Origin of the sequence: Rahnella bonaserana, assembly GCF_019049675.1 — a bacterium.
GTDB lineage: Bacteria > Pseudomonadota > Gammaproteobacteria > Enterobacterales > Enterobacteriaceae > Rahnella > Rahnella bonaserana.
Genome location: NZ_JAFMOW010000057.1, coordinates 25,892 through 50,715, shown reverse-complemented (window position 1 = coordinate 50,715; position 24,824 = coordinate 25,892). Strand labels below are relative to the sequence as shown.

Annotated in this window: 23 protein-coding genes; 11 read left to right on the top strand and 12 right to left on the bottom strand. The window is 50.8% G+C overall.

Features of this window, described 5'->3' with window-relative positions:
• The first annotated feature begins 78 nt into the window (after positions 1-78).
• Positions 79-900 (top strand): 23S rRNA (guanine(745)-N(1))-methyltransferase, encoded by an 822-nt coding sequence (gene rlmA / locus J1778_RS07140; protein WP_217172586.1) that lies wholly within the window; start codon positions 79-81, stop codon positions 898-900.
• On the opposite strand, the gene mntP is transcribed toward rlmA, so the two are convergent.
• The 5 genes from mntP to manX all read right to left on the bottom strand — a co-directional run bounded on the left by mntP (position 892) and on the right by manX (position 4,959).
• Positions 892-1,464: a manganese efflux pump MntP gene (gene mntP / locus J1778_RS07135; RefSeq protein WP_217172585.1), complete on the bottom strand. Its 573-nt coding sequence runs from the start codon at positions 1,462-1,464 to the stop codon at positions 892-894. The genes rlmA and mntP overlap by 9 nt on opposite strands.
• Before the next feature lie 237 nt (positions 1,465-1,701).
• On the bottom strand, positions 1,702-2,160 hold the full coding sequence (locus J1778_RS07130; RefSeq protein WP_217172584.1) for a DUF986 family protein: 459 nt from the start codon (positions 2,158-2,160) through the stop codon (positions 1,702-1,704).
• A 93-nt stretch (positions 2,161-2,253) separates the two neighbouring features.
• Positions 2,254-3,096 carry a PTS mannose transporter subunit IID gene (locus tag J1778_RS07125; RefSeq protein ID WP_120506051.1) on the bottom strand — a complete coding sequence of 281 codons (843 nt, stop codon included), beginning with the start codon at positions 3,094-3,096 and terminating at the stop codon, positions 2,254-2,256.
• 11 nt (positions 3,097-3,107) lie between these two features.
• Positions 3,108-3,905 (bottom strand): PTS mannose/fructose/sorbose transporter subunit IIC, encoded by a 798-nt coding sequence (locus J1778_RS07120; protein WP_112291058.1) that lies wholly within the window; start codon positions 3,903-3,905, stop codon positions 3,108-3,110.
• Between the two features lie 91 nt (positions 3,906-3,996).
• Positions 3,997-4,959 (bottom strand): PTS mannose transporter subunit IIAB, encoded by a 963-nt coding sequence (manX, locus tag J1778_RS07115; protein WP_217172583.1) that lies wholly within the window; start codon positions 4,957-4,959, stop codon positions 3,997-3,999.
• Between the two features lie 592 nt (positions 4,960-5,551).
• Between manX and J1778_RS07110 the strand changes: the two genes are divergently transcribed.
• Positions 5,552-7,111 (top strand): TerC family protein, encoded by a 1,560-nt coding sequence (locus J1778_RS07110; RefSeq protein WP_217172582.1) that lies wholly within the window; start codon positions 5,552-5,554, stop codon positions 7,109-7,111.
• Between the two features lie 92 nt (positions 7,112-7,203).
• Here the strand turns inward: J1778_RS07110 and J1778_RS07105 are convergent, their stop codons facing one another.
• The 4 genes from J1778_RS07105 to pabB all read right to left on the bottom strand — a co-directional run bounded on the left by J1778_RS07105 (position 7,204) and on the right by pabB (position 12,803).
• Positions 7,204-8,796: an EAL domain-containing protein gene (locus J1778_RS07105; protein ID WP_217172581.1), complete on the bottom strand. Its 1,593-nt coding sequence runs from the start codon at positions 8,794-8,796 to the stop codon at positions 7,204-7,206.
• A 456-nt stretch (positions 8,797-9,252) separates the two neighbouring features.
• Positions 9,253-10,617, bottom strand: a complete 1,365-nt coding sequence (locus J1778_RS07100) for an L-serine ammonia-lyase (protein ID WP_217172580.1) — start codon at positions 10,615-10,617, stop codon at positions 9,253-9,255.
• Between the two features lie 207 nt (positions 10,618-10,824).
• Positions 10,825-11,427: a CoA pyrophosphatase gene (locus J1778_RS07095; RefSeq protein ID WP_217172579.1), complete on the bottom strand. Its 603-nt coding sequence runs from the start codon at positions 11,425-11,427 to the stop codon at positions 10,825-10,827.
• A 2-nt stretch (positions 11,428-11,429) separates the two neighbouring features.
• Entirely contained in the window at positions 11,430-12,803 is a 1,374-nt protein-coding gene (pabB, locus tag J1778_RS07090) for an aminodeoxychorismate synthase component 1 (RefSeq protein ID WP_217172578.1), read from the bottom strand.
• Positions 12,804-12,965: 162 nt separating this feature from the next.
• Here pabB and J1778_RS07085 point away from each other — a divergent pair, with 162 nt between their 5' ends.
• On the top strand, positions 12,966-13,145 hold the full coding sequence (locus J1778_RS07085) for a YoaH family protein (RefSeq protein WP_112291045.1): 180 nt from the start codon (positions 12,966-12,968) through the stop codon (positions 13,143-13,145).
• A 99-nt stretch (positions 13,146-13,244) separates the two neighbouring features.
• Here the strand turns inward: J1778_RS07085 and purT are convergent, their stop codons facing one another.
• Complete coding sequence (gene purT, locus J1778_RS07080) at positions 13,245-14,423, bottom strand: formate-dependent phosphoribosylglycinamide formyltransferase (protein WP_217172577.1); 1,179 nt, start codon at positions 14,421-14,423, stop codon at positions 13,245-13,247.
• Positions 14,424-14,684: 261 nt separating this feature from the next.
• On the opposite strand from purT, the gene dbpA reads away from it, so the two are divergent.
• The 4 genes from dbpA to pip all read left to right on the top strand — a co-directional run bounded on the left by dbpA (position 14,685) and on the right by pip (position 20,287).
• Positions 14,685-16,067 (top strand): ATP-dependent RNA helicase DbpA, encoded by a 1,383-nt coding sequence (dbpA, locus tag J1778_RS07075; protein ID WP_217172576.1) that lies wholly within the window; start codon positions 14,685-14,687, stop codon positions 16,065-16,067.
• 180 nt (positions 16,068-16,247) lie between these two features.
• Positions 16,248-16,613 carry a protein YebF gene (yebF, locus tag J1778_RS07070; RefSeq protein WP_217172575.1) on the top strand — a complete coding sequence of 122 codons (366 nt, stop codon included), beginning with the start codon at positions 16,248-16,250 and terminating at the stop codon, positions 16,611-16,613.
• Between the two features lie 122 nt (positions 16,614-16,735).
• Positions 16,736-18,781 carry a S9 family peptidase gene (locus tag J1778_RS07065; RefSeq protein ID WP_217172574.1) on the top strand — a complete coding sequence of 682 codons (2,046 nt, stop codon included), beginning with the start codon at positions 16,736-16,738 and terminating at the stop codon, positions 18,779-18,781.
• A 549-nt stretch (positions 18,782-19,330) separates the two neighbouring features.
• The gene (gene pip / locus J1778_RS07060; RefSeq protein WP_217172573.1) at positions 19,331-20,287 is read left to right on the top strand and encodes a prolyl aminopeptidase; all 957 of its coding nucleotides are present in this window, start codon (positions 19,331-19,333) and stop codon (positions 20,285-20,287) included.
• Positions 20,288-20,306: 19 nt separating this feature from the next.
• Here pip and J1778_RS07055 read toward each other — a convergent pair whose 3' ends face one another.
• Entirely contained in the window at positions 20,307-20,537 is a 231-nt protein-coding gene (locus tag J1778_RS07055; protein WP_152325660.1) for a DNA polymerase III subunit theta, read from the bottom strand.
• Positions 20,538-20,942: 405 nt separating this feature from the next.
• Between J1778_RS07055 and ftnA the strand changes: the two genes are divergently transcribed.
• The 4 genes from ftnA to J1778_RS07035 all read left to right on the top strand — a co-directional run bounded on the left by ftnA (position 20,943) and on the right by J1778_RS07035 (position 23,248).
• On the top strand, positions 20,943-21,449 hold the full coding sequence (gene ftnA / locus J1778_RS07050) for a non-heme ferritin (protein WP_095921401.1): 507 nt from the start codon (positions 20,943-20,945) through the stop codon (positions 21,447-21,449).
• A gap of 138 nt (positions 21,450-21,587) precedes the next feature.
• Positions 21,588-21,974: a copper homeostasis periplasmic binding protein CopC gene (gene copC / locus J1778_RS07045; RefSeq protein ID WP_420804068.1), complete on the top strand. Its 387-nt coding sequence runs from the start codon at positions 21,588-21,590 to the stop codon at positions 21,972-21,974.
• Positions 21,975-21,977: 3 nt separating this feature from the next.
• Positions 21,978-22,862 carry a copper homeostasis membrane protein CopD gene (gene copD / locus J1778_RS07040; RefSeq protein ID WP_217172571.1) on the top strand — a complete coding sequence of 295 codons (885 nt, stop codon included), beginning with the start codon at positions 21,978-21,980 and terminating at the stop codon, positions 22,860-22,862.
• A 50-nt stretch (positions 22,863-22,912) separates the two neighbouring features.
• A complete protein-coding gene (locus tag J1778_RS07035) occupies positions 22,913-23,248 on the top strand; it encodes a YebY family protein (protein WP_217172570.1) in 336 nt (111 codons plus the stop codon).
• A 314-nt stretch (positions 23,249-23,562) separates the two neighbouring features.
• Here J1778_RS07035 and J1778_RS07030 read toward each other — a convergent pair whose 3' ends face one another.
• Entirely contained in the window at positions 23,563-24,618 is a 1,056-nt protein-coding gene (locus J1778_RS07030) for a phage integrase (protein ID WP_159281462.1), read from the bottom strand.
• Positions 24,619-24,824 lie beyond the last annotated feature (206 nt).

The following is a 24,824-nucleotide window of genomic DNA, read 5'->3' as shown; positions in this document are numbered from 1 at the left end:
CAACCTCAGGGCGCCTTCTTTAGACTTACCTCTATTGCGAACTTTCGCCTCTTCAGACTTTCCTTGCAGGTTTTCTTCATGACGTATCAGTGCCCGCTTTGTTTCCAGCCGCTTACGCTGTCCGAACAGCAATGGCGTTGCCCGGCCAATCATCAGTTTGATAACGCCAAAGAGGGTTACGTTAATCTGATGCCCGTACAGCACAAACGCTCGAAGCAGCCGGGTGACAGCCCGGAAATGATGATTTCGCGTCGCGCATTTCTCGATGCGGGTCATTATCAGCCTTTGCGGGACCGCCTGTCGGATATCCTCGATGACGTTATTCCTGAAGATGCACAGACACTACTCGATATTGGTTGCGGGGAAGGGTATTACACCGCGGCTTTCGCAGACCGGTTAATGCAGCACCGCGCGCTGAAAGTCTATGGTCTGGATGTGGCTAAAGTGGCTATCCGTTATGCTGCCAAACGCTATCACGACGTGTCATTTTGTGTGGCTTCCAGCCACCGCTTGCCTTTTGCCGACAGCTCTCTGGACGCGGTCATTCGCATTTATGCGCCGTGTAAGGCTCAGGAGCTTTACCGGGCCATCAAACCCGGTGGTTTAGTGGTGACTGTCGCGCCGGGGCCGCGTCACTTATACCAGATGAAGGGGCTGATTTATCAGGATGTACAATTGCATGCCGATCTGGATGAGAAACTGGATGGTTTTGAGCGGATCAGCACCGAAGCGCTGGCCTATAACATGAGCCTTTCAGGCGCACAGGCCTTTGATTTGTTGCAGATGACGCCTTTCGCTTGGCGGGCAACAGAAGACGTGATGACAGCTTTAAAAGCTCAGACGGCCTTTGAGTGTGAAACAGATTTTCTCATCAGAATACATCAGCGCCCCTCAGCGTAAATACCCCAGATGCTCAAGCAGGATACTCGATCCGATTCCGATCAAAACCACGCCCCCTAAAACTTCGGCCCATTTGCCTAACAGCGGGCCGATAAAGCGTCCTACCATAATGCCTAACGTGGACATCAGCAGGGTTGCCATACCGATACAGAGCGCTGTCTGGATGATGTTCACTTCCAGTAACGCTAATCCTACACCGATTGCCAGCGCATCCAGACTTGTGCCAGTCGCCGTAGCGGCCAGGATCCAGAAACTATGGCGTGTTGCCGTTGTAAGGTCATCATCCGGTTTATCTTTCAGCCCTTCAGCAATCATTCGGATGCCAAGCATAAACAGCAGAATAAAGGCGGCCCAGTGGCTCCATTGCATGATGTATTGGCTGGCAAATAAACCCAGACTCCAACCAATCAGGGGAGTAATGGCTTCTATGGCACCGAAAATCAGGCCAGTGCGGAGGGCTTCACGCAGGCAAGGACGATGAAGGGCAGCACCTTTACCAATGGACGCCGCAAAAGCGTCCATGGACATGCCAAAGGCAAGAATAAGCGTTGCGGATAAGTTCACGAGTATACCCCCCAAATAACGGCGCAACCTTACCATGATATTTTTATTCAGGACAACAACAATTAAAATAAGGGTTTTAATATCCGGCTAGGGATTATTATTGGGCAGGGAAAATGATTCTAAATGTAGGGTTAAATAACAATCTGGTTAGTGCGGGAATATTATGGATTTACTTAAGCAGTAAAGCCATAAATATACCTATGGCTATAACTGATAGACTCGTGACTATGATTCAGTTTATTGATTTTCAACCATTAATTTGTAAATTCTTTCCAGGTCGTCGAGCTCATTAACGCGGATTAATAACTTTTTCTGTTCTAATTCAAATACCAGTACACCATCTTCTGAAAGATTCATGCTGCGGATCCTGTCATAGGTAATGAAGGTGTTCGCGAAATAAAATCCTTGTGGCTTGAACAGCATTTTTGGCCAGCGGATGAACGAGAGATAAAAAGCAATCAGCCCCAGACCAATTAACAGGTAATTGGTTACAGCAGTACCATTAGCATGGATATTGTTATAAAGCAGAATCGCCAGCAGGCCGATGAAGATAATGGAATCCAGCTTATTACGGCGTCTGAGATTCACACGAAGCCGCGTTTCACCATTTTTGGTCCCCATGATGAACTCATCGTAGATGGCGTAGGCCAGCAACAGGAGGATGAAAAGAGCGAGGACAATATCGGTAACAGACATGAAAACTCCAGCTTACGGCCACAAAAGGCAAATCAAAACAGCAAAATCAGGTCATAAAAAAACCGGGGGAATGATCCCCCGGTTTAGCGGTTATCAGAGACCTAACAGGCCAATCCAGTAACCGAAGATACCGATGGCGAAGAAGCCAACGATGATCCACAAGGCGTTAACTTTCTTACGCAGCAGCCACATACAACCGAAGGTCAGCAGTAATGGCACCAGACCTGGCATCAGCTGATCCAGAATCGTCTGGACCGTGGTGACGGTGGTATGGCCTGTCTGATCGGTTATCTTCGATACCACCAGTGGAATGTTAACGTGCGTCCACTTGTTAACCAGGGCCCCCATGACAAAGAGGCCGAGAATTGACGCCCCCTCAGTCAGTTTCTGCAGGAAGCCGCCGCCCATATCGTTAACGATATCGACACCTTTTTTGTAGCCGTAAGACACGCCGTAGTAACGGGTCAGCAGACGTACAAGGTTAAACAGAACGAAGAACAGCAACGGACCCAACAGGCTGCCGGTCATCGCGATACCTGCGCCCAGTGCAGCAAACACCGGACGAACGGTACCCCAGAAGATCGGGTCACCCACACCGGCCAGAGGCCCCATCAGACCGACTTTCAGGCCGTTGATGGCCGCGTCGTCGATAGGTGCGCCGTTGGCACGCTGTTCTTCCATCGCCAGCGTTACACCCAGTACAGGGGCTGCAACGTATGGATGGGTATTGAAGAATTCCAGGTGGCGTTTGATAGCCGCTTTGCGATCGTCGTTATTTTCAGGGTAGAGACGACGGATTGCAGGCACCATACAGAAGCAGAAGCCCAGAGCCTGCATACGTTCGAAGTTCCATGACCCCTGGAAAAGGTTGGAGCGCATAAACACACCGCGAATATCGCTGGCCGTGAGTTTTTTAACTGCAGTTTGATCAACCATGTCCTTCACCCTTAATCCAATTCGTTGTCGAGATCGTTAACACCCGGTGCAGCCGCTGCCTGCGCAGACTTGTTGTATTTCGGGCTCAACTGGATGTAAAGAACAGCCATCACCACACCAATCACACCCAGTGCAACCAGGTTGAAGTTGGTGAATGCGGCAGTAACGAAACCAAGGTAGAAGAATGGCATCAGGTAGCCAGCACGCATCATGTTAATAACCATGGCGTAACCAACCACAACGATCATACCACCGGCAATGTTCAGACCGTTGGTGACCACTTCAGGGATAGATGCCAGCAGGTCATGAACAATAGCAGTACCCACAGAGACAGCAACAATCACCGCAGGGATTGCGATACGCATTGCCTGCAGAATCAGCGCGGAAACGTGGATCCAGGTAATGGCATTCAGGTTACCTTTCTCGGCCGCTTTATCCGCTGCGTGCTGGAAAGCAACGGTGATGGTACGAACGATAATGGTTAATACCTGACCCGCAGCAGCCAGCGGGATAGCCAGTGCGATACCGGCACCGACAGACTGTCCACCTGCGATAACCAGAATGGTAGAAATGATTGAGGCGAGGGCGGCATCTGGCGCAACAGCAGCACCGATGTTCATCCAGCCAAGTGCGATCATTTCCAATGTACCCCCGATGATGATCCCGGTTTTAACATCACCAAGAACAAAACCGATCAAAGTACAGGCAACTAACGGGCGGTGAAACTGAAATTCATCCAGGATCGAACCCATCCCGGCAATACATGCAACAATAAATATCAGCACAATTTGTAGTGTGGTGATCTCCATTGCACTTCTCCTATGACCAAAGGACGCTGAGTATAAACAGGCACATCAGGCAGATAACGTTGAGGGAATCTGCACAGTGTCGATGCGCTTATTAATTCATCTTATTAATGAGATCCATCATCTTAAGGCGAGAGTCTGTAGAGACTTTACGCACTTCAAGTTCGATACCTTTTTCATTCAATTTCTTGAAGGCTTCGATATCTTTTTCGTCGACAGACACTGCGTTATTCACCTGAGTTTTACCCTGACGGAAAGCCATACCACCGATGTTTACGGAGGTGATTTTCACGCCACCCTCAACCACACGCAGAACGTCAGTCGGGTTAGTGAATAACAACATCACGCGGTCGCCAGCGTATTTTGGGTTATCCCAGACACGGATGGCTTTAGCGACGTCAACAACGTGTGCAGTAACACCAGGAGGAGCAACCTGAGTCAGCAACGTTTTACGCACGGTATCGGCAGCGACTTCGTCGCTGACAACAATAATGCGGGTCACGTTGGTTTCTTTGGTCCAGCGGGTCGCTACCTGGCCATGAATCAAACGGTCATCGATTCGGGCGAGGCCGATTTTCATATGGTCGTTCGGACCGGTAGGTTTAGCCGGGGCGGCTGCTTTTGGCGCAGGTGCGGCAGCAGGGGCCGGGGCAGCAGGTTCAGGGGCTTTAAGCGCTTTCACGCCGATACGACCTGTTTCTACTGCAATGGCAACCAGTTCTGCAAAAGAAGGGTTGTCATCGCGAGCCATGAAAGTCTCTGCCAGCATTGGGATATTCACACCGGTGACAACTTCGTAATTTTCTTTATCGACAACAATACGGCTGGCAGCATTGAACGGGCTGCCCCCCCAGGTGTCGACCAGGAAAAGGACGCCGCTGCTGGTGTCTAAACCACCCAACTTTGCCGTGTACTTTTCGATCAGGGTTTCGGCGTTCTCGCCGGGAACGAAATCGATATAGGCGACATTATCTTGTTCACCTAAAATCATTTCCGCTGTTTTCAGCAACTGCTCAGCTGCTGACCCGTGCGTGCCGATGATAATAGCAATACTCACTCGCTACCTCCTCTGTTAACTCTTGAAAAGAGTTATGCACATAAGTAATGGTGCTGATGATATCCACCCGTTTTTATTCCTGAGGCGGACGGGGCATTCCCTGCGTACTAACGTTCCTTAATTTCTGATAAGACTGCAAAACAGTAAAATTGCAGAACCTCAACAGGTTGTGCGACGTGATTTATTTTAGTGTGCGAAAAAATAATTTTTGTGACGGTTGTCCGTTATTGAAAGACGTAGTGTGAATACGGTTTCACATCGCACAATAAAACAGCATAGATGTTTCAAAATGATGCGGATCGTAAAAAAACACACTTTATTCAAATAATCATTCCTGATAGAGTGATTTTCCGAATCATTGAACAGGAGTACCGGGCCTCAGCCCTCCCTATGGACTGTCACCGACGTCACTATTCTTCGCATTTTCACCTCATCCTTACCGGCAAATTCGCCCCAATGGGCCTGATTTCTGCCGCACTGAAACCGCTTTCATCTGACATTTTTGTCGTGACTCCTCCTGGCAAGTCTTCTGACCGCCTGACGTCACGCGTTTCTTTGCGTCATTTTTCTTTAACTCGTTGCGGAGTCTGACATGGAATTTTTGATGGACCCTTCAATTTGGGTCGGTTTGCTGACGCTTGTCGTTCTGGAAATTGTTCTGGGTATCGACAACCTTGTTTTTATTGCCATTCTTGCGGATAAACTGCCGCCTAAGCAGCGTGATAAAGCCCGTATTATTGGCCTTTCGCTGGCGCTGATTATGCGTCTGGGCCTGCTGTCGCTGATTTCGTGGATGGTCAAACTGACCACACCGCTGTTCAGCATTGCGCAGTTCAGTTTCTCCGGGCGGGATCTGATCCTGCTGGTCGGCGGTCTGTTCCTGCTGTTTAAAGCCACAACTGAACTGCATGAGCGGCTGGAAGGGCATGACGAACAGGGAACACCCAATCGCGGCTATGCCAGTTTCTGGTCCGTGGTGGCGCAGATTGTGGTGCTGGACGCCGTCTTCTCGCTGGATGCCGTCATTACCGCAGTCGGTATGGTAAATAATCTGGCTGTGATGATGACCGCCGTGGTGATCGCCATGGGTGTGATGTTGCTGGCGTCTAAATCGCTGACACGATTTGTGAACAATCATCCGACAGTAGTGGTGCTGTGTCTCAGCTTCCTGCTGATGATTGGTCTGAGCCTGATAGCAGAAGGTTTCGGTTTCCATATTCCTAAAGGCTACCTGTACGCTGCGATCGGCTTCTCCATTCTGATTGAATTGTTCAACCAGATTGCGCGTCGTAACTTCCTGAAAAGCCAGTCGAACAGACCGATGCGTGAGCGTACCGCCGAGGCAATTCAGCGTCTGATGGGCGGAAAACGTCAGCATCAGAATGAAGATGAGCCGGTGGGTGATGTGCTGCCTGCTTCAGAAGCTTTTGCAGAAGAAGAACGTCATATGATCACCGGTGTTCTGACACTGGCATCGCGTTCACTGCGCACCATTATGACGCCGCGCACCGAGATTTCGTGGGTAGACTGTGAAAAGTCACCGGCTGAAATCCGCAACCAGCTACTGGATACGCCGCACAGTTTATTCCCTATTTGCCGTCATTCTCTGGATGATGTCATCGGTGTGGTGCGTGCGAAAGACCTGCTGGTGGCGCTGGAAAACGGCGAAAACATCGTGGCTTTCGCCGAAAAAACGCCGCCGATTGTGGTGCCGGAAACCATGGATGTGATCAATCTGCTGGCGGTATTACGTAAAGCCAAAGGCCGTCTGGTGGTGGTGAGCAATGAGTTTGGTGTGATTCAGGGACTGGTGACGCCACTGGATGTGCTGGAAGCGATCGCCGGTGAATTCCCGGACGAAGATGAAACGCCAGATGTGATTGCTGACGGTGAGTCATGGATAGCGAAAGGCGGGACAGACTTACATCTTCTTCAGCAAGTTCTCGACGTGAATAATCTGGTGAATGCGGATGATGATTTTGCTTCGCTGGCCGGATTGTTGCTGTCGAAATCAGGCCAGATGCCGGTTGCCGGTGAAGTGATTGAAATGGCGTCGCTGCACTTTGAGATCCTTGAAGTGACAGATTATCGCATCGAGCGTGTCCGCATCACCCGGATTAAGTCAGAAGACGAGTGGGACGAAAGCCACTAAATCTGGCGCAATGTCTGAATGTAAAACGGCGACTCCGGTCGCCGTTTTTTATACCTGAAGTTAAAGAAATCAATTAAAGAAATGCCGGGGGTTCAGACAGAGGTCTGATTGTTCTGGAGATCCATATTCTGGGTCGATTTCTGATAGCGCTCCAGCCAGACAGGGAAAACTTCTATCGGCATCGGGCGTGCAAAGTAATAGCCCTGCAAAGAATCCACTCTGCGCTTGCGCAGATAATCAACCTGTTCCCAGGTTTCCACCCCTTCAGCAATCAGCTTCAAATTCAGGCGTTGTGCCAGCGTAATAATGGTATCCGTGACCGTCGCGTTGATGGCATCGGTCCCGATGGACGCTGTAAAGGCCTGGTCAATCTTCAGCACGTCCGGGTTCAGCGTTTTGAGATAACTCAGTGAACTGTGGCCGGTACCAAAATCATCGATAGCCAGCAAGATCCCCATTTCTTTTAGCTGCGAAATTTCTGCGGCACGCAGCTCCTGAAGGCGTGTGCGCTCAGTCAGTTCAAGCATCAGGGAAACTGAAGGCTGAGCCGGAAGCCACAGCTTACGGATATCATCCACAATTTCCATATTATTGAAGTGCTGAGCCGCTACGTTAATGCTGACATAAAAGCCCGGAGTCGCCGGGAACACCGCCAGATTATCGGCAACCGTTTTAATCAGATAGCGGGTTAGCGAGATGATTAACCCGTGCTGTTCTGCAAGCGGAATAAACACATCAGGCGATACCCATTCCTGCCTGCGGTTTTTCCAGCGCATCAGCGTTTCCACGCCGATACAGCGGCCGTCATCACTGTTGATAATCGGCTGGCAATAGACCTTAAATTCGCGGTGTGAAATGCCATGGCTGATCGGATAAGCCAGACTTATCCGGCTGCCGGAAAGCAGATAAACCGCGGTGGCCGTCAGCAGACTGATTAACACCGAAAGGGGTAAGTGTGAGGGAAGTTCATTCCATGCCAGTTCGCTGGCTTTTTCTCCAAAGATAGAAACAGAGAAATCATATTTTTGCGATTTCTCACTCAGCAACGGAGGTTGCGGAAGATGGTCGCTGTTGATGATGTCATTTTTGCCGTATTCGAGATTTTGATTGCCGACGTTTAATACAATATGGCTGGCGTAGGGCGGTTGCGGTTCGAGCAGGAAATTCGACAATATGCCGATGTTATAAACAAACAGTTCGCCGTTACGGTTATCCGGCGTCGAGGGATGCCAAAGAATAAGCGTCGGAGTGTCTACGCGACTCCATTTTGAAGCGCGAAGCTCAAGCTGCGTTAACCCCTGAGAAAAAGACGGTAACGTGTCGCTGAGGCTGAGATCCAGTACGCCGACAAGGCTTGAACAGGTGAGTTTACCGTCACTTACCAGGCTGATTGACCGTAACGTCTGCAGTCGGGCGACATTTTGCTGCAAGATGGGTTGCAGGACATTACAGCCGAGTGTCGAATCAACGGGAACGGTTTTACCTGCAGGTGATGTAGGTTCGAGTAGTTTTTCCAGCTTTTGAACGGTGTGCAGCGCGACACGTTGCTGGTCTTCTGCGATGACCTGAGCCTGTTCGTAAATACGAATGCCTAGAGTCACAAGCAAAGTACATATCCCCATCGCGCAGGCAAGCGCAATGCGATAGTAGCGATACTTCGCAAGTCCGGTCTGGGAGAACAGCATCGTTCTAATCCTTTTTATCCCGTGTTAATTGCAGGCTCAAAATTATTATTATTAAAGGTTTACCGATGCGAAACAGCCAGTGTGTTTTTATAGATAGTAGCTGTAAATCGTCGTTTGCTCTGCCTGAGTTGCGGAAAATACGCTCAATTTTTGGGTCAAAATTAAAAAAATCAGCCTAAGTGACGTTGTCACTTAAATTTTTCCTGTGCAGCTCAGCAGGTATTATTCTGGATTAAGAGGCTCACTGAACGGGAAAATCAGGCGGAAAACAGCATGCCGTACCTGCAGGGTATAATGCAAGTGGCACTTCCATTATGTTTTGATAATACAACAGGTTGCCATTAACGAAGGTTTTATTGCTGCCTGCTATGGTCCGGATGGTGTTTCCTGCGGTAAACCGGCTGAAAAGGGTTCAGCTGAAGTACCGCAGAAAACGCCAGCGCGACGACATCAGAGTCAGTCGCACTGAACCTTAATCGCCAAACCACCACGCGACGTTTCACGGTATTTTGAATTCATATCTTTACCGGTTTCGTACATGGTTTCGATCACTTTATCCAGAGACACTCTGGGCTCACTGGTGCGGCGCAGCGCCATGCGGGCAGAGTTAATCGCTTTCACAGAAGCAATGGCATTACGTTCAATGCACGGCACCTGAACCTGCCCGGCCACCGGATCACAGGTCAGACCCAGATTATGTTCCATACCAATTTCGGCAGCGACACACACCTGCTCAGGGCTGCCCCCCAGCAATTCCGTCAGACCTGCCGCCGCCATTGAACAGGCAACGCCGACTTCACCCTGGCAACCGACTTCAGCACCTGAAATCGACGCATTCATTTTATACAGAATGCCGATAGCGCCTGAAGTCAGGAAATAGCGCAGGTAAATGTCGGGACTGACCGACTGAACAAACTGGTCATAATAGGCCAGCACTGCCGGCACAATGCCGCACGCACCGTTGGTCGGCGCGGTCACCACGCGTCCGCCAGCGGCGTTTTCTTCGTTAACCGCCAGTGCAAACATATTCACCCAGTCAATCACATTCATCGGATCACTGGAAAGCTTGTCGTTTGATACCAGCATCCGGCGCAGGGCAGATGCACGGCGCGGAACCCGCAGCGGCCCCGGCAACACACCTTCAGTGTTCAGACCGCGATCGATACAAGCCTGCATGGTGTGCCAGATCTTCTCGAAATACTGGTCGATTTCCTGCTTGCTGTGTTGCGCCAGCTCGTTCTGCATCACCAGCCCGGATAATGACAACCCGGTTTCCTTACATTTCGCCAGCATTTCACTGGCCGAATTAAAGCTGTAAGGCACGGTAACTTCGTCAAGCACTGGCTGACCGAAATGCTCGTCATCGACAATAAAACCGCCGCCAACGGAATAATACGTTTTGCTGTAAATCATTTTATCGCCAGCAAACGCATGAATTTGCATGGCGTTCTCATGGCGCGGCAAATTTTCACCGCGGAATACCATGCCGGTATCGCGCGGGAAATCCACTTCATGTTGGGTTGTGCCGAGCGGCAGACGCTCACGTTGCTCAACGTCGCGGATAAAATGCGGAATACCGTCTATGTCGACGGTATCTGGCTGATTACCGGCCAGGCCCAAAATAATGGCGATATCTGTGTGGTGGCCTTTGCCTGTCAGAGACAAAGAACCAAAAACGTCCACGGCGACACGCGTAACGGCAGTCATCATGCCCTTTTCCAGCAGGTCATCAGCGAACTGTTTACCGGCTTTCATCGGGCCCAAAGTATGGGAACTGGAAGGGCCAATCCCGACCTTGAACATGTCGAAAACGCTAATCACGTCGAATACTCCTGTAATAGATTGCGGCAGGGAACGGGATCCCTGACTTCCATAAATGAACGATACCGAGATTTCGTCCTTATGGACGGCTCTCTTGTTCTTATGGATAGACTTATAGTTTAAAAGGGCTGAGAGGCAAAAGTTTCATTTTTCGCATGAAATAAACTTATTTGATGCAAAAGTGTGATCGCTATGTAATCAGAGCGCTCAGACTTCGACCTGTCCGGCGAGCTGGCGGATGATAGCGGCGGTGAGACCCCAGACAAATTGCTGCTGATACCAGGATAAATACACGCGGTGATGAGTGCCTCTGCGGTGAATATCCAGCGGATGATAACGCGCCAGATCAAAAGCCTCCCGCAGCGGCATTTCAAACAACTCAGCGACTTCATCTTCAGCCGGATGCAGCGGCACATCGACGGGTAACAGCCCGACTACCGGGGTGACCCGGAAACCGCTGCTGCTGTCCTGTGGCGAAAGTGTGCCTAATACATGAACCTGTTCCGGCGGGATGGCGACTTCTTCCTGCGCTTCACGTAAGGCGGTGGCGATGATCGACGCATCTGAAGCATCCGCCGCGCCGCCGGGAAAAGCGACCTGTCCCGCGTGTTTGCGCAGCTGGTCAGAGCGTCGTGTTAGTAACAGCGTTGGTTCGGGGCGGCAAATGATGGGGATGAGCACCGCAGCGTGACGGGTTCCACGCAGCGCCAGTGCGGGATGGCGAGGTTGCTGCAACTGAAAGCGCAATATGAAATCTTCCACGGCGGGGGAAAGTGTCTGAATTGGCGCATGTTGTTCCAGCAAAGTCACGATTATGGTTCTCCTAACTGAGGCAGAATACGGGCAATCTTATCGAAGGTTTCCTGATATTCTGCCTGTTCCTGACTGTCCGCTACAATCCCTCCGCCGGCCCAGCAATGAATTTTTCCCTGCGACGTGAGCAACGTGCGAATAGTGATATTGCTGTCCATGGTGCCGCAGCAGCTGATATACGCGATGCTGCCGCAATAACCGTTGCGACGATGTGGCTCGAGTTCTTCAATGATTTCCATCGCACGCACTTTCGGTGCGCCGGTAATCGAACCGCCGGGGAAACAGGCACGTAACAAGGCCGCGGGATGACAATCTTGCGGTAACTGTGCGGTGATGGTGCTGACCAGATGATGCACCGCCGGGAAGGGCTCAACAACGAACAGTTCCGGCACGCGCACACTGCCGGGGACGGCGACGCGCCCGATATCATTACGCAGTAAATCGACAATCATCAGGTTCTCGGCACGATCTTTCTCGGATCCAGCCAGACGTTCTGCCTGTCGCGCATCTTCTGTCGCATCTTCGCAACGTGGCAGGGTGCCTTTAATCGGTCGTGTCTGAATCTGGTTTTCTTTGAGCCAGATAAAACGCTCCGGCGAGAGGCTGAGAACGGAGTTTTCCGGCAGACGCAGAAATGCTGAGAAGGGCGCACGGTTGGCCTGATTCAGACGCAGAAAAGCCTGCCATTCATCGCCGTCGTACTGCGTGGAAAAACGTTGCGCCAGATTGATCTGATAACAATCGCCGCTGCGGATATATTCCTGAATTTGCCTGAACTTTTGTCCGTATTCTTCGCGGCTCATATTGGCCTGCCAGGGCGCATTCAGACGGAAGGGCGCTGGCGCAGCGCAAGTTTGCTGATGTTCTTCAAGCCAGCGTAAACGTGCAGATATATCGCCATGACAAATCAGCGTTAAACGCTGCAAATGATGATCGGCGATCAGTGCCCAGTCATAAATCCCGACAGCCATGTCTGGCAGCTCAATATCGCGTACCGCGATTTGCGGCAGATTCTCAACGCGGCGCCCTAAATCATAGCCGAACAGCCCGAGTGCGCCGCCGAGAAACGGAAAGTCAGGCGAGCTTTCTGCGTGTAATCCGCAGGCAGTCAGTTGCTCTTCAAGCAGGGCGAAGGGGTCGTCCTGCCGGCATTGTTCCACACCATTTTTTTCAATCTGCGTCAGCCCGCCACGGGTGGTCAGTGTTATCAGGGGGTCAGCCACCAGAATATCGAAACGGTTATGCTGATGCTGTGCTGAACCTGAGTGTAAAAGCATCGCCCAGGGCAGGGAAGAAAGCGGCGTGAAGCGCGCTGTCAGTGCATCTGGCTGGTAAGGTAAGGAGTGAAAAACAACGGACTGGGTAGCTTGCATGGCAGGTATGAGCTTCTCTGGCGCGATGACGTATTTTAGGTTGATCCTAACACAGAACAGAGGGTCTGAAAGCAGCGCAGGCGATTTGCTTTAATAAGGCGTATACTGTGCAACCCCGCCTTGTGCGGGCTTTCATTATCACCAGTACAACAGGACACTCCCATGCTGACAGGTATGCCTTCATTATCACATCATGAACAAGAACAGGCCGCCGATCGTATCCGCCAGTTAATGGAAAACGGTATGAGCAGCGGCGAAGCCATTGCGACCGTTGCAGAAGAAATCCGCGAAACGCATAAAGGCGACCGCGTGACCGTCATTTTTGATGACGAAGACGAATAAAACTGGCTGACAGTTTGCGTCGCTGCTTTTGTCACGACAAAGAAAAACCGGACCCTTTTCAGGCGTCCGGTTTTTTTTCGTCTCAGCTTTCTGAATCGCTTAGCCTTTTACAACCACCGCAGCGGCCGCTTTTTTCGCCTGTTCAACGGCGTCTTCAACATTATCTGCAATCGCCAGCGCCACACCCAGACGGCGTTTGCCACTGATTTCCGGCTTGCCGAACAGACGAACCTGATTGTAGCCAGTCAGCGCATTTTCCAGACCGCTGAACGTAACGTTGTTGCTGGTCAGTTCCGGCAGAATGACGGCAGATGCAGAAGGGCCAAACTGGCGGATTTTACCCACCGGAAGGCCGAGGAACGCGCGCACGTGCAGCGCAAACTCAGACAGATCCTGAGAAATCAGCGTCACCATACCGGTGTCGTGCGGGCGAGGGGAGACTTCGCTGAAAATCACTTCGTCGCCGCATACGAACAGCTCAACACCAAACAGGCCTTTGCCGCCCAGCGCTTTCACCACTTTCTCCGCGATGTCTTTTGCACGCTGCAATGCCAGCTCAGTCATCTGCTGTGGCTGCCAGGACTCACGATAATCGCCGTCTTCCTGACGGTGTCCGATTGGCGCGCAGAAATGAATGCCGTCAACGGCGCTGATGGTCAGCAAGGTGATTTCGAAATCAAACTTCACCAGTCCTTCAACAATCACGCGTCCGCCGCCTGCACGGCCGCCTTGCTGCGCGTAATCCCATGCGGTCTGTAACTGATCGGCGCTGCGGACCAGGCTCTGGCCTTTACCGGAGGAGCTCATTACCGGCTTGATAATGCAAGGATAACCGATGGCCTCGACAGCCTGACGGAAAGCCGCTTCATCATCAGCGAACTGATAAGTCGATGTGGGTAATTTCAGGGTTTCAGCAGCAAGACGGCGGATACCTTCGCGGTTCATGGTCAGGCGGGTGGCTTCGGCACATGGCACTACGTTGTGGCCCTGTTTTTCCAGTTCTGCCAGCATGCTGGTGGCGATAGCTTCGATTTCAGGCACGATAAAATCAGGGCGTTCGCTTTCGATAACCGCTTTCAGCGCGTCGCCGTCGAGCATGTTAATCACATGACTGCGGTGAGCGACGTGCATCGCCGGTGCATCGGCGTAGCGATCGACTGCGATCACTTCCAGGCCAAGACGCTGACATTCGATGGCCACTTCTTTACCCAGCTCGCCAGAGCCTAATAACATGACGCGGGTGGCGCCGGTGCGCAGTGCAGTACCAATGGTTAACATAGCTTCGTACCCAGATCTGTGATGAGTGAAAACAGGAATTTCGGCGCGCAGTATATCTGAAATTACTGGCGACGAAAACGATTGCGCGGCGCGGCATGCAAAAATTCTCTGCGCAACTAAAAGGGGTTTTACAGGATTTTTTAAGCCTGTTTTCTGCTGTTTAAGGCAGCCGGGGAGCGACTCTGTTATCATTTACCCAAACCATGGCGTCAGGCTTCCTGCCGCTGCCCCGATTTTTGCCTCACATAAAGAGTTATCGCCTTGAGCACGCATTCCTTTTCTGCCCTGACATTGCCCGCTGAGCAACTTTCCAACCTGAATGAACTGGGTTACACCGAAATGACCCCGATTCAGGAAGCCTCTTTGCCTGCCATTCTGCAAGGTCAGGACGTTCGCGCCAAAGCCAAAACCGGCAGCGGTAAAACGGCCGCCTTTGGTATCGGTTTGCTGAACAGCATTACCGTTTCACAATTTGTTGCTCAGGCGCTGGTACTGTGTCCGACCCGGGAACTGGCCGATCAGGTCAGTAAAGAGTTACGCCGTCTGGCGCGTTTTACCCAGAACATCAAAATTCTGACCCTCTGTGGCGGCCAGGCAATCGGGCCACAGCTCGAATCGCTGGTGCATCCGCCACACATCGTGGTGGGTACGCCGGGCCGTATTCAGGAACACCTGCGTAAAGGCACGCTCAAGCTCGACGAGCTGAAAGTGCTGGTGCTGGATGAAGCCGACCGCATGCTGGACATGGGTTTCAGCGAAGATATTGAAGATGTGGTCAGCTATACGCCGCAGGATCGCCAGACCTTGCTGTTCTCCGCGACTTATCCGGATGGCATTGAGCGCATCAGTTCTAAATTCCAGCGTCAGCCGCTCAAAGTAGAAATTGAAGGCGAAGATGATATTGCCGATATTCAGCAGATCTTCATCGAAGCCGGTAAGCAGCAGCGTTTATCTCTGCTGGCTGCGGTGCTTTATCAGCATCAGCCAACGTCCTGCGTGGTGTTCTGTAACACCAAGCGTGACTGTCAGGATGTGTGTGAAGACCTGAAAGCGAAAGGCATCAGTGCGCTGGCGTTGAATGGCGATCTTGAACAGCGTGACCGCGATCGCGTTCTGGTGCGTTTCTCCAACGGCAGTTGTCGTGTTCTGGTGGCGACAGACGTTGCTGCGCGCGGGCTGGACATTAAACAGCTCGGACTGGTGATCAACTACGAGCTGTCTTTCGATCCTGAAGTTCACGTTCACCGTGTGGGTCGTACCGGCCGTGCAGGGACGAGCGGTCTGGCCGTCAGCCTGGTGACGCCGCAGGAAATGCCGCGTGTGACCGCACTGGAAGATTATACCCGACAGCGTTTCACCTGGCAGCCTGCTGCTCAGGCACTGGCCGCAACGCCGGTGGCGCTCGATCCTGAAATGGCGACATTGTGTATTGATGGCGGCCGCAAAGCCAAAATCCGTCCCGGCGATATTCTCGGTGCGCTGACTGGCGATGCGGGACTGACCGCCGCCGAAGTCGGTAAAATCGATATGTTCCCGGTTCACGCTTATGTGGCGATCCGCCAGAAAAGCGCGAAGAAAGCATTACAGCGTTTGCAGGAAGGGAAAATCAAAGGCAAAAACTGTAAGGCCATCATTTTACGTTAACGTTTATGTTAAGAGTTCTGCGTTAAAAGTTTGTCTTTGCATCGAATGTCTTGTTGTTAATGTTGTGTTATTGCCTTGTTGAAGATTATAGTGTCTGACGCAAGCGATGACCTTGTCTTGTGTAGGGCTATTATTTTGCAAGGTCAACTGAATGAACGACAAAGACTGGGAAGACGAACGATGAAAAAGATAATCTTGGGCGTTGCGATGGCCGTTGCAGGAATGAGCAGCCTGAGCCAGGTCGCACAGGCTGACGAAGCTGAAGTGAGAACGGCGACGGTCACACCCTGCGCCACGGCCACCAAAGATGACGTAGCGGCGCTGGTAAAACGTGATTTCCTGCAAAACCGTATTCCGCGCTGGGATGCGGATAAAAAAGTGCTCGGCACCTCCACGCCGGTCGCGTGGGTGGTGACTGACAGCATCAGCGGCAGTAACGCGAAATGGGATATCCCGCTGAAAGTGCGTGGTGATCATACTGATAAAACTTATCAGGTGACCCTCAACTGTCAGATTGGCGAAATCAGCTACAGCGCGCCGTTATAAGCACCGACTGCGTCCGTTAATTTCTTAGCGGACGCATTATTTACCCGCATTGACGTCTCTTGGTTTCCCTGTCTAAACCTGTCACTCTTGTCACACCGCAAAGAGGACAAAGAGATCCCGAGATGATGACACCTCCAAAGGCTGAAAAACGCCCGCAAACCCTGAGCATTCACGGTGATGACCGTGTCGATAATTATTACTGGCTGCGTGACGATGACCGCGCCGACCCTCAGGTTCTGGCCTATCTGACCGCTGAAAACGAATTTACCGAACAGGCTATGCAGCCGCATCAGACATTGCGTGAAACGCTGTACGGTGAAATGGTGGCGCGCATTGCGCAGCAGGATCATTCCGTTCCCTACGTGAAACACGGCTACCGTTATCAGACCCGTTATGAACCGGGCAACGAATACGCGATTTATCTGCGTCAGCCAGCCACAGAACAGGAAAACTGGACCACGCTGATTGACGGCAATGAGCGCGCCAAAGACAGTGAGTTTTATACGCTGGGCGGCCTGGATATCAGCCCTGATAACAAACTGATGGCCGTGGCGGAAGATTTTCTTTCGCGCCGTCAGTACGACATTCGCATCAAAAAACTCGATGACGAAAGCTGGACTGACGATCTGCTTAAAAACACCTCCGGCAGCAGTGAATGGGCGAACGATTCTCAGACGCTGTATTACGTGCGCAAACACAAGAAAACCTTACTGCCGTATCAGGTTTATCGCCACGTGGTCGGCACGGATCCGAAAACCGACAAGCTGGTGTACGAAGAGAAAGACGACACCTTTTACGTCGGACTGGATAAAACCACGTCCGAAAAATACATTCTGATCCACCTCGACAGCACCACGACTTCCGAGATCCTGCTGCTGGATGCCGACGATCCGCAGGCCGAACCGCAGGTCTTCCTCTCGCGCCGTAAAGATCATGAATATGCGCTCGATCATTACCTCGGGCATTTCTACATCCGCTCCAATAAAGACGGCAAAAATTTCGGACTTTATAAGAGTGAAGATGGCGTGGAAGCAAACTGGCAGACGCTGATTGCGCCGCGCACTGAAGTGATGCTTGAAGGCTTCAGTCTGTTCCGTGACTGGCTGGTAGTGGAAGAACGCCATCAGGGGCTGACGCAGCTGCGCCAGATCCACTGGAAAACCGGTGAAGAAAAATCGCTGGTGTTCGATGATCCGACCTATACCACCTGGCTGGCATACAACCCGGAACCGGATACGTCATTGCTGCGTTATGGCTATTCCTCAATGACCATGCCCAGTACGTTGTTTGAACTGGACCTCGATACGCATGAACGTACCTTGCTTAAACAGCAGGAAGTAAAAGATTTCGATGCAGACAATTATCGCAGCGAACGCGTCTGGGTCACGGCGCGCGATGGCCTGAAAGTGCCGGTATCGCTGGTTTATCGTCGTGAACTGTTTAAGCCGAATGAAAATCCGTTACTGGTTTACGGCTACGGTTCTTATGGCAGCAGCATGGATCCGGCATTCAGCGGCAGTCGCCTGAGTTTGCTGGATCGTGGTTTTGTTTTTGCACTGGCGCATATCCGCGGCGGGGCAGAACTCGGCCAGCAATGGTACGACGATGGCAAGCTGTTCAATAAACTCAACACTTTCCACGATTTCATCGATGTGACAAAAGAGCTGGTGGCCGAAGGCTACGGCGATGCCGGGCAGGTATACGCCATGGGCGGCAGCGCAGGCGGTTTACTGATGGGCGCAATCATTAATCAGGCGCCGGAGTTGTATCACGGCATCGTGGCGCAGGTTCCGTTTGTGGATGTCGTGACGACTATGCTCGATGAGTCTATTCCGCTGACGACCGGTGAATACGACGAATGGGGCAACCCGAACGACAAAGCCTGTTACGACTATATGCTGCAATACAGCCCGTACGATCAGGTTCGTGCTCAGGCCTATCCGAATATGCTGGTGACCACCGGTTTACATGATTCGCAGGTGCAATACTGGGAACCGGCAAAATGGGTAGCGAAATTACGCGAGCTTAAAACCGATGATAATCAGTTGCTGATGCACACCGATATGGATTCCGGACATGGCGGTAAATCCGGCCGCTTCAAAGCCTATGAAGATATCGCGCTGGAGTATGCTTTTGTGCTGGCGCTGGCAAACGCGGAAAAACCGTAAACGCTTACCCAAAATAATTCGTATTGCAGGCAGGCGGCAACTGCGTGAATCCCGATGAGCTGACATGGGTCAGTGATTCGGGTGAAGTAAACGCAGCCAACGCCCCTGCGGTTTGAACTATCACGGGACATAAAAAACCCGCTCTTGGCGGGTTTATTTACGAAGACCATTGTTAAGCAGAAGCTTTCTTAGCTTTTTTATCAGCCTTTTTTTCGGCCGGTGTTTTCAATGGCTTTTTCTTCGCATTCTTTTTGCTATCCATTCCTTTACTCATATTCGCCTCTCTAAAGCTGGTGGATTGGGTTGCTCACCTATTTACTGCTTAATTCAGATCAGTTGCAAGCACCTTCGCGTATCCCACAATACTTTACACAGGAGAGCACTTTTACCGGCTGGCATGTGATGCAATCAAATTGCACGATAAGTATGCGAACGGCATGCAAAACAACGGTTTTTGGCGATAACCACTTGTTGTAAGTGGGCCAATGCGCTGTTATTAAGATGTAAGCACATTTATCAATACACTGGCCGAATAGAACAGGAAATGTCATGCCAAAATTAAAAGGGTTGTATCCACCGCTTGAAGCCTATGCCAGTGGCATGCTTGATACGGGCGATGGTCACCAGATTTACTGGGAGCGCAGCGGAAACCCGGCTGGCAAACCGGCGGTATTTCTTCATGGCGGCCCTGGCGGCGGCTGTTCATCGGTTCACCGTCAGTTATTTGATCCTAATGATTATGACGTCATGCTGTTTGACCAGCGTGGATGCGGACGATCTAAACCTCACGCCAGTCTCGATAACAATACAACCTGGCATCTGGTCGATGACATAGAGCGTTTGCGTAAAATGGCTGGTGTCGATAAATGGCTGGTGTTTGGGGGTTCATGGGGCTCGACGCTGGCGCTGGCATACGCCCAGACTCACCCTGAGCACGTCAGCGAAATGGTACTGCGGGGCATTTTCACTCTGCGCGAGCAGGAACTGACCTGGTATTACCAGGACGGCGCCTCACGTTTCTTCCCTGAAAAATGGCAGCGAATTTTGTCGATCCTGTCAGAGGAAGAACGCAAAGACGTGATTGCTTCCTACCGTGCGCGTCTGACATCCGATGATCGTGCTGTTCAGCTTGAAGCGGCTAAGATCTGGAGTTTGTGGGAAGGGGAGACGGTGACGTTGATGCCTGCAGAAGGATCGGCCTCATTTGGTGAAGATAATTTCGCGCTGGCTTTTGCCCGCATTGAAAATCACTATTTCACGCATATGGGCTTTTTAGAAACTGATGATCAGTTACTGAAAAATGTGGAACGCATCCGGCATATACCGGCAGTTATCGTTCACGGGCGCTACGACATGGCCTGTCAGGTGCAAAACGCCTGGGATCTGGCGCAGGCCTGGCCGGAAGCTGAACTGCATATTATCGAAGGTGCAGGGCATTCTTTTGATGAGCCGGGCATTCTCGATCAGTTAATCCGCACCAACCAGCGTTTCGCCGCCCGGCGCTAACGTTTTCCTGCTTTCCCGCTTACTTTTGCTTAGGTTCGTAAGGTAAGCGGGAGAACTTATGTGATTCCCCGCGATAAAACATAACCCGTTCACGAAAATAGGTGCGTAAATGCGCAGGCTGCTCGCGCTCGGCCATCTCAGCGACAACCGGCATGTTGTAGCGTTCTTTAAAAGCCACCGCTGAGGCGGCAAGATCGACGTTGATGCGATCCATTTCGTCTTTGCTGATTTCAGCCAGATTGATACTCATTATTGCTTCCTGGTGGTCCGTTTTACCTCATTGTACCCGAGGCAGACGCCAGCGTGAATGTTGTGATTTTACTTTTACGCTCTCCCAAAGAATAGAATTGGATGATTATTATTAAGAGTGAATAAGAACCATTCACAAATTCGAAGTGATAATTAACTTCAACAAGAATCTGCTAATTAATATCGTGAATAAGAATGATTCTTTTTAATAGTCACCTACATGCTAATGATTATCATTGTTGCATATTTGGTTAGATATAAAATGATTATAAATCATTGGGTTAAATATATTTGTTATTGCAGTGAATATTAATGTGAATCGGGTGTTTTTATTTTGTGTTGATGCGGGCATAATGCGGATAAATAATTCAGCCCACCTGTCATAATTTAATTCCGGAGCCGTACCATGCTTAAAAAAGAAATGATTGATCAGCTTAATGAACAGCTGAACCTCGAGTTTTATTCTGCCAATTTATATTTGCAGATGAGTGCATGGTGCAGCGATAAAGGCTACGAAGGTGCTGCCGCATTCCTGAAACAGCATTCAATGGAAGAAATGGATCACATGCATCGTCTGTTCAAATATGTCAGCGATACCGGTGCTCTGCCACTGCTGGGCGCGATTGCTGCTCCGCCGGTTTCTTTCGAATCTCTGACCGATTTGTTCAAACAGACTTACGAACACGAACAGCTGATCACTCAGAAAATCAACGAGCTGGCTGATCTATCCATGACGCTGAAAGACTATTCTTCTTTCAACTTCCTGCAGTGGTACGTTGCTGAGCAGCATGAAGAAGAAACGTTGTTCAAATCCGTGCTGGATAAACTGGCGCTGGTCAGCAATACCGGCAACGGCTTGTTCTTTGTTGATAAAGATCTGAAGAACATGGTTGCTCAGGCACCAGCAGGCTAAATTCTCGCCCCTGGTTGCCAAAAAACGCAGAGTGCCCTGGCCTCTGCGTTTTTTTATGGCTTTTTGGCAATCGTTTTGTGACGGATTGCGCTAAAGTGTCGGCGTTATAAATTCATCATCAAGCAAGCCAAGGAAATTATCGTGTTCAATAAAACCACTTCTCTTTGCCGTGCCCTGGCAGTCTCAGCCGTATTGCTGAGCGGATTTATCTCACAGCAGGCTTCTGCCCATGCTCACCTCAAAACGGAAACGCCTGCGGCGGATGCGGTTCTTAACGCCAGTCCGACCGAATTATCACTGGGTTTCAGTGAAGGTATCGAGCCAAATTTCAGTAAAATCACCCTGACAGATGCCAGCAAGAAAACGGTGAAAACCGGTAAAATGACGCTGGCCGCGAACGACAATACGCAGGCCGTGCTGCCGCTGACCGACGCACTTGCCGCCGGGAAATATGTCGTGACGTGGAATGTGGTTTCCGTTGATGGTCATAAAACGAACGGTCAGTACAGCTTCACCGTTAAATAAGCCATGAGTCTCACAGCACTGTTCGTCCTGTGCCGGTTCGTACATTTTGCGTCATTGATGCAAATCTTCGGACTGAGCGTATTTTGCTCATTGCTGGCGCCTGACGGATTTTCGGCCATTTTGCAGCGTAAAAATCAGATGCTGATGGTTTGGTCCGGGCTGCTTGCAGCGGTCACTTCCGTCGGGATGCTGGCTATTCAGGCCGCTCTGATGGGCAACGGTTGGGAAGACATCCTCAACATTAACGTCTGGATACTGGTATTAACCACCGCGTTTGGGGAAGTATGGAGTTGGCACTTATTACTGACCGCCGTGCTGTTGCTGGTCATGTTAATGGACTGGATGCCCGGGCGTAATGTCCTGCTGTTTCTGTGCTCGCTGGGTTTACTGATAACTCAGGCTCTGATTGGTCATGCCGCGATGCATCAGGGCTTACTGGGGTTGGCACAGCGGACTAATCATGTGGTGCATTTGCTCAGCGCAGCTTACTGGTTTGGGTCTTTACTGCCTTTACTGACCTGCATGTTGTACACCCGCGAGCCTGCGGCAAGACCTTACGCGATTGTCACGTTAATCCGATTTTCTGTCTGGGGACATGCTGCGGTCGCGCTGGTGATCGTTACCGGAATCATCAATACCGCCATTATTTTGCAGCGCTGGCCCACCGATATGACTTCTCTTTATCAGTGCCTGCTGGTGGTCAAAGTGATACTGGTCGGAATGATGGCGTCCGTGGCAGTCTACAACCGTTACCGGCTGGTACCGCTGATGGGCAAAGATCCGCTGCGGGCGCAGAATCGTTTTATCACCATGACATGGCTTGAATGGGGGCTGGCACTCAGCGTTTTATTGCTGGTGAGCGGGTTCGCCACACTTGCCCCGCGTTGAAGCCGGTTATCTAAAGATTACAAAGAATTTAATATCATCGAGGAAAAATCATGAGGAAAACACTGCTAGCCTGCGTGCTGCTGACCTTATCTGCCAGCAGTTTTGCCGCACCGCAACTGGAGACCATCAGCCGCCTGCAATACGGTAAAGCCTGGGCTTTCACCCGTGAAGAAGTCATGCTGCAATGCCGTCCGGGAAAAGCGCTGTATGTGATTAATGACAGTACGCTGGCGCAATATCCTCTGAATGACGTGGCAAAAGAGCAGGTCAAAAACCATCAGGTTCAGGCGGTGCCACTGGAGAAAATCTGGCTGGATGACCCGCAGAATCCCGGACAAAAAATGAGCCTGGCTCCTTTTATCGCTAAAGCTGAATCACTCTGCTGAAGCGCCGTGCTGCCGGTAAACGACTGATGTTAATCCCATGTTTTGCGTATGTTGTCACACAATGAAAATAATGCCTCATTGTTATTATCACTATGTTTCAAACTGGGTGGAAATTAGTCATCTGTCGTCTACTCTTTAAGTTGTACGGCTTAACCGCCTGCATTAATGCCAACTTTTAGCGCACGGCTCTCTCCCAAGAGCCATTTCCCTAGACCGAATATAGGAATCGTATTCGGTCTTTTTTTTGCCTGTTTTTCAAAACAATAACTTATAGTAAAAACAATAACTTAGGCTGTTTTCACTTACCCTCAATGTTACTCATTTGGATTCTCCATCGCCATTTTATCGCCACTGATTTGAGCCAGCGGATTCAGGTGGATAGCGTCTTCCAGGTGATCCGGAGCAAAGTGCGCGTATCGCATAGTGACCCGGATATCTGAGTGCCCGAGGATGCGCTGCAGCACGATGATGTTGCCACCGGCCATCATAAAGTGACTGGCGAAGGTATGGCGCAGGACGTGCGTCATCTGACCTTCCGGCAGTTCGATGCCGGCCAGCCTGATCACCCGATAAAACTGCTTATAGCAGGGTGAGAAGGGAGTGCCCTTACGGGCGATCAATTCGTCATAGAGAGGGCGGGCGAGGGGAACGGTACGGTTCTTTTTACCTTTGGTATTGATGAAGGTGAGTTTATAGGGAGAAATCTGCGAGCTTTTGATTTTTGCCGCCTCGTTCCAACGTGCGCCGGTTGAAAGGCAGACTTTAACGATAAGCGTTAATTCGTCATTTCCATGCTGCTCACATGCTGCCATGAGCTGCAGAATTTGTTCCTGAGTCAGCCATGCCATTTCACGTTCCGGCTGGTCGAACTCGCGGATGTTTTCCAGCGGGTTAGGTAACGACCATTCCCCCAGGCGTTTCAGCTCATTGAACACCGCCCGCAGAAAAGCATGTTCACAGTTCACCGTACCGGTAGAAACTTTACGGGTTGCCAGGCTGGTACTGTAGCCGTTATCAATTTCACCTCTCAGTCGCTGATCACGATAGTGTGCCCAGTCCTTCGGTGTGATCATGCTGGCTATCGGGTCACCCATTCCCGCGCTGATAATCCTTAGTTTGCCCAGACGTCCCTTTTTATCATTCAGAGAGCAGCCGTGCAGGCTGTACCAGAGTTCGACCAGTTCGCTCAGCTTCCGCCGGTCTTCCTTCTCACCCAGCCAGGGTTTGTTCTTTGCCTGATCCATGGTGTAAGTCTCAAAGGCTAAGGCTTCACCCTTGGAATCAAACTGCCTGCGGCACCGCTTACCTTCGCGCCCGTTCGGGTAGCACTCACATAACCATTTGCCAGTAGACAGCTTTCTTACACTCATCACATTCTCCTTTTTGAGAATGTGAATTTTACTGTATATACAGACAGTGTAAATGTTTGTATTCGTCAGTTATATACAAGTAGCTATACCATAGCTATACACCTATCTATTGATATCCAACGAATGAACGGATGAACTAATTTACGATGAGAAAGGGCGCCTACGGATGTTTCATCAACAGGTATGATCATTCGAAACGATAATTC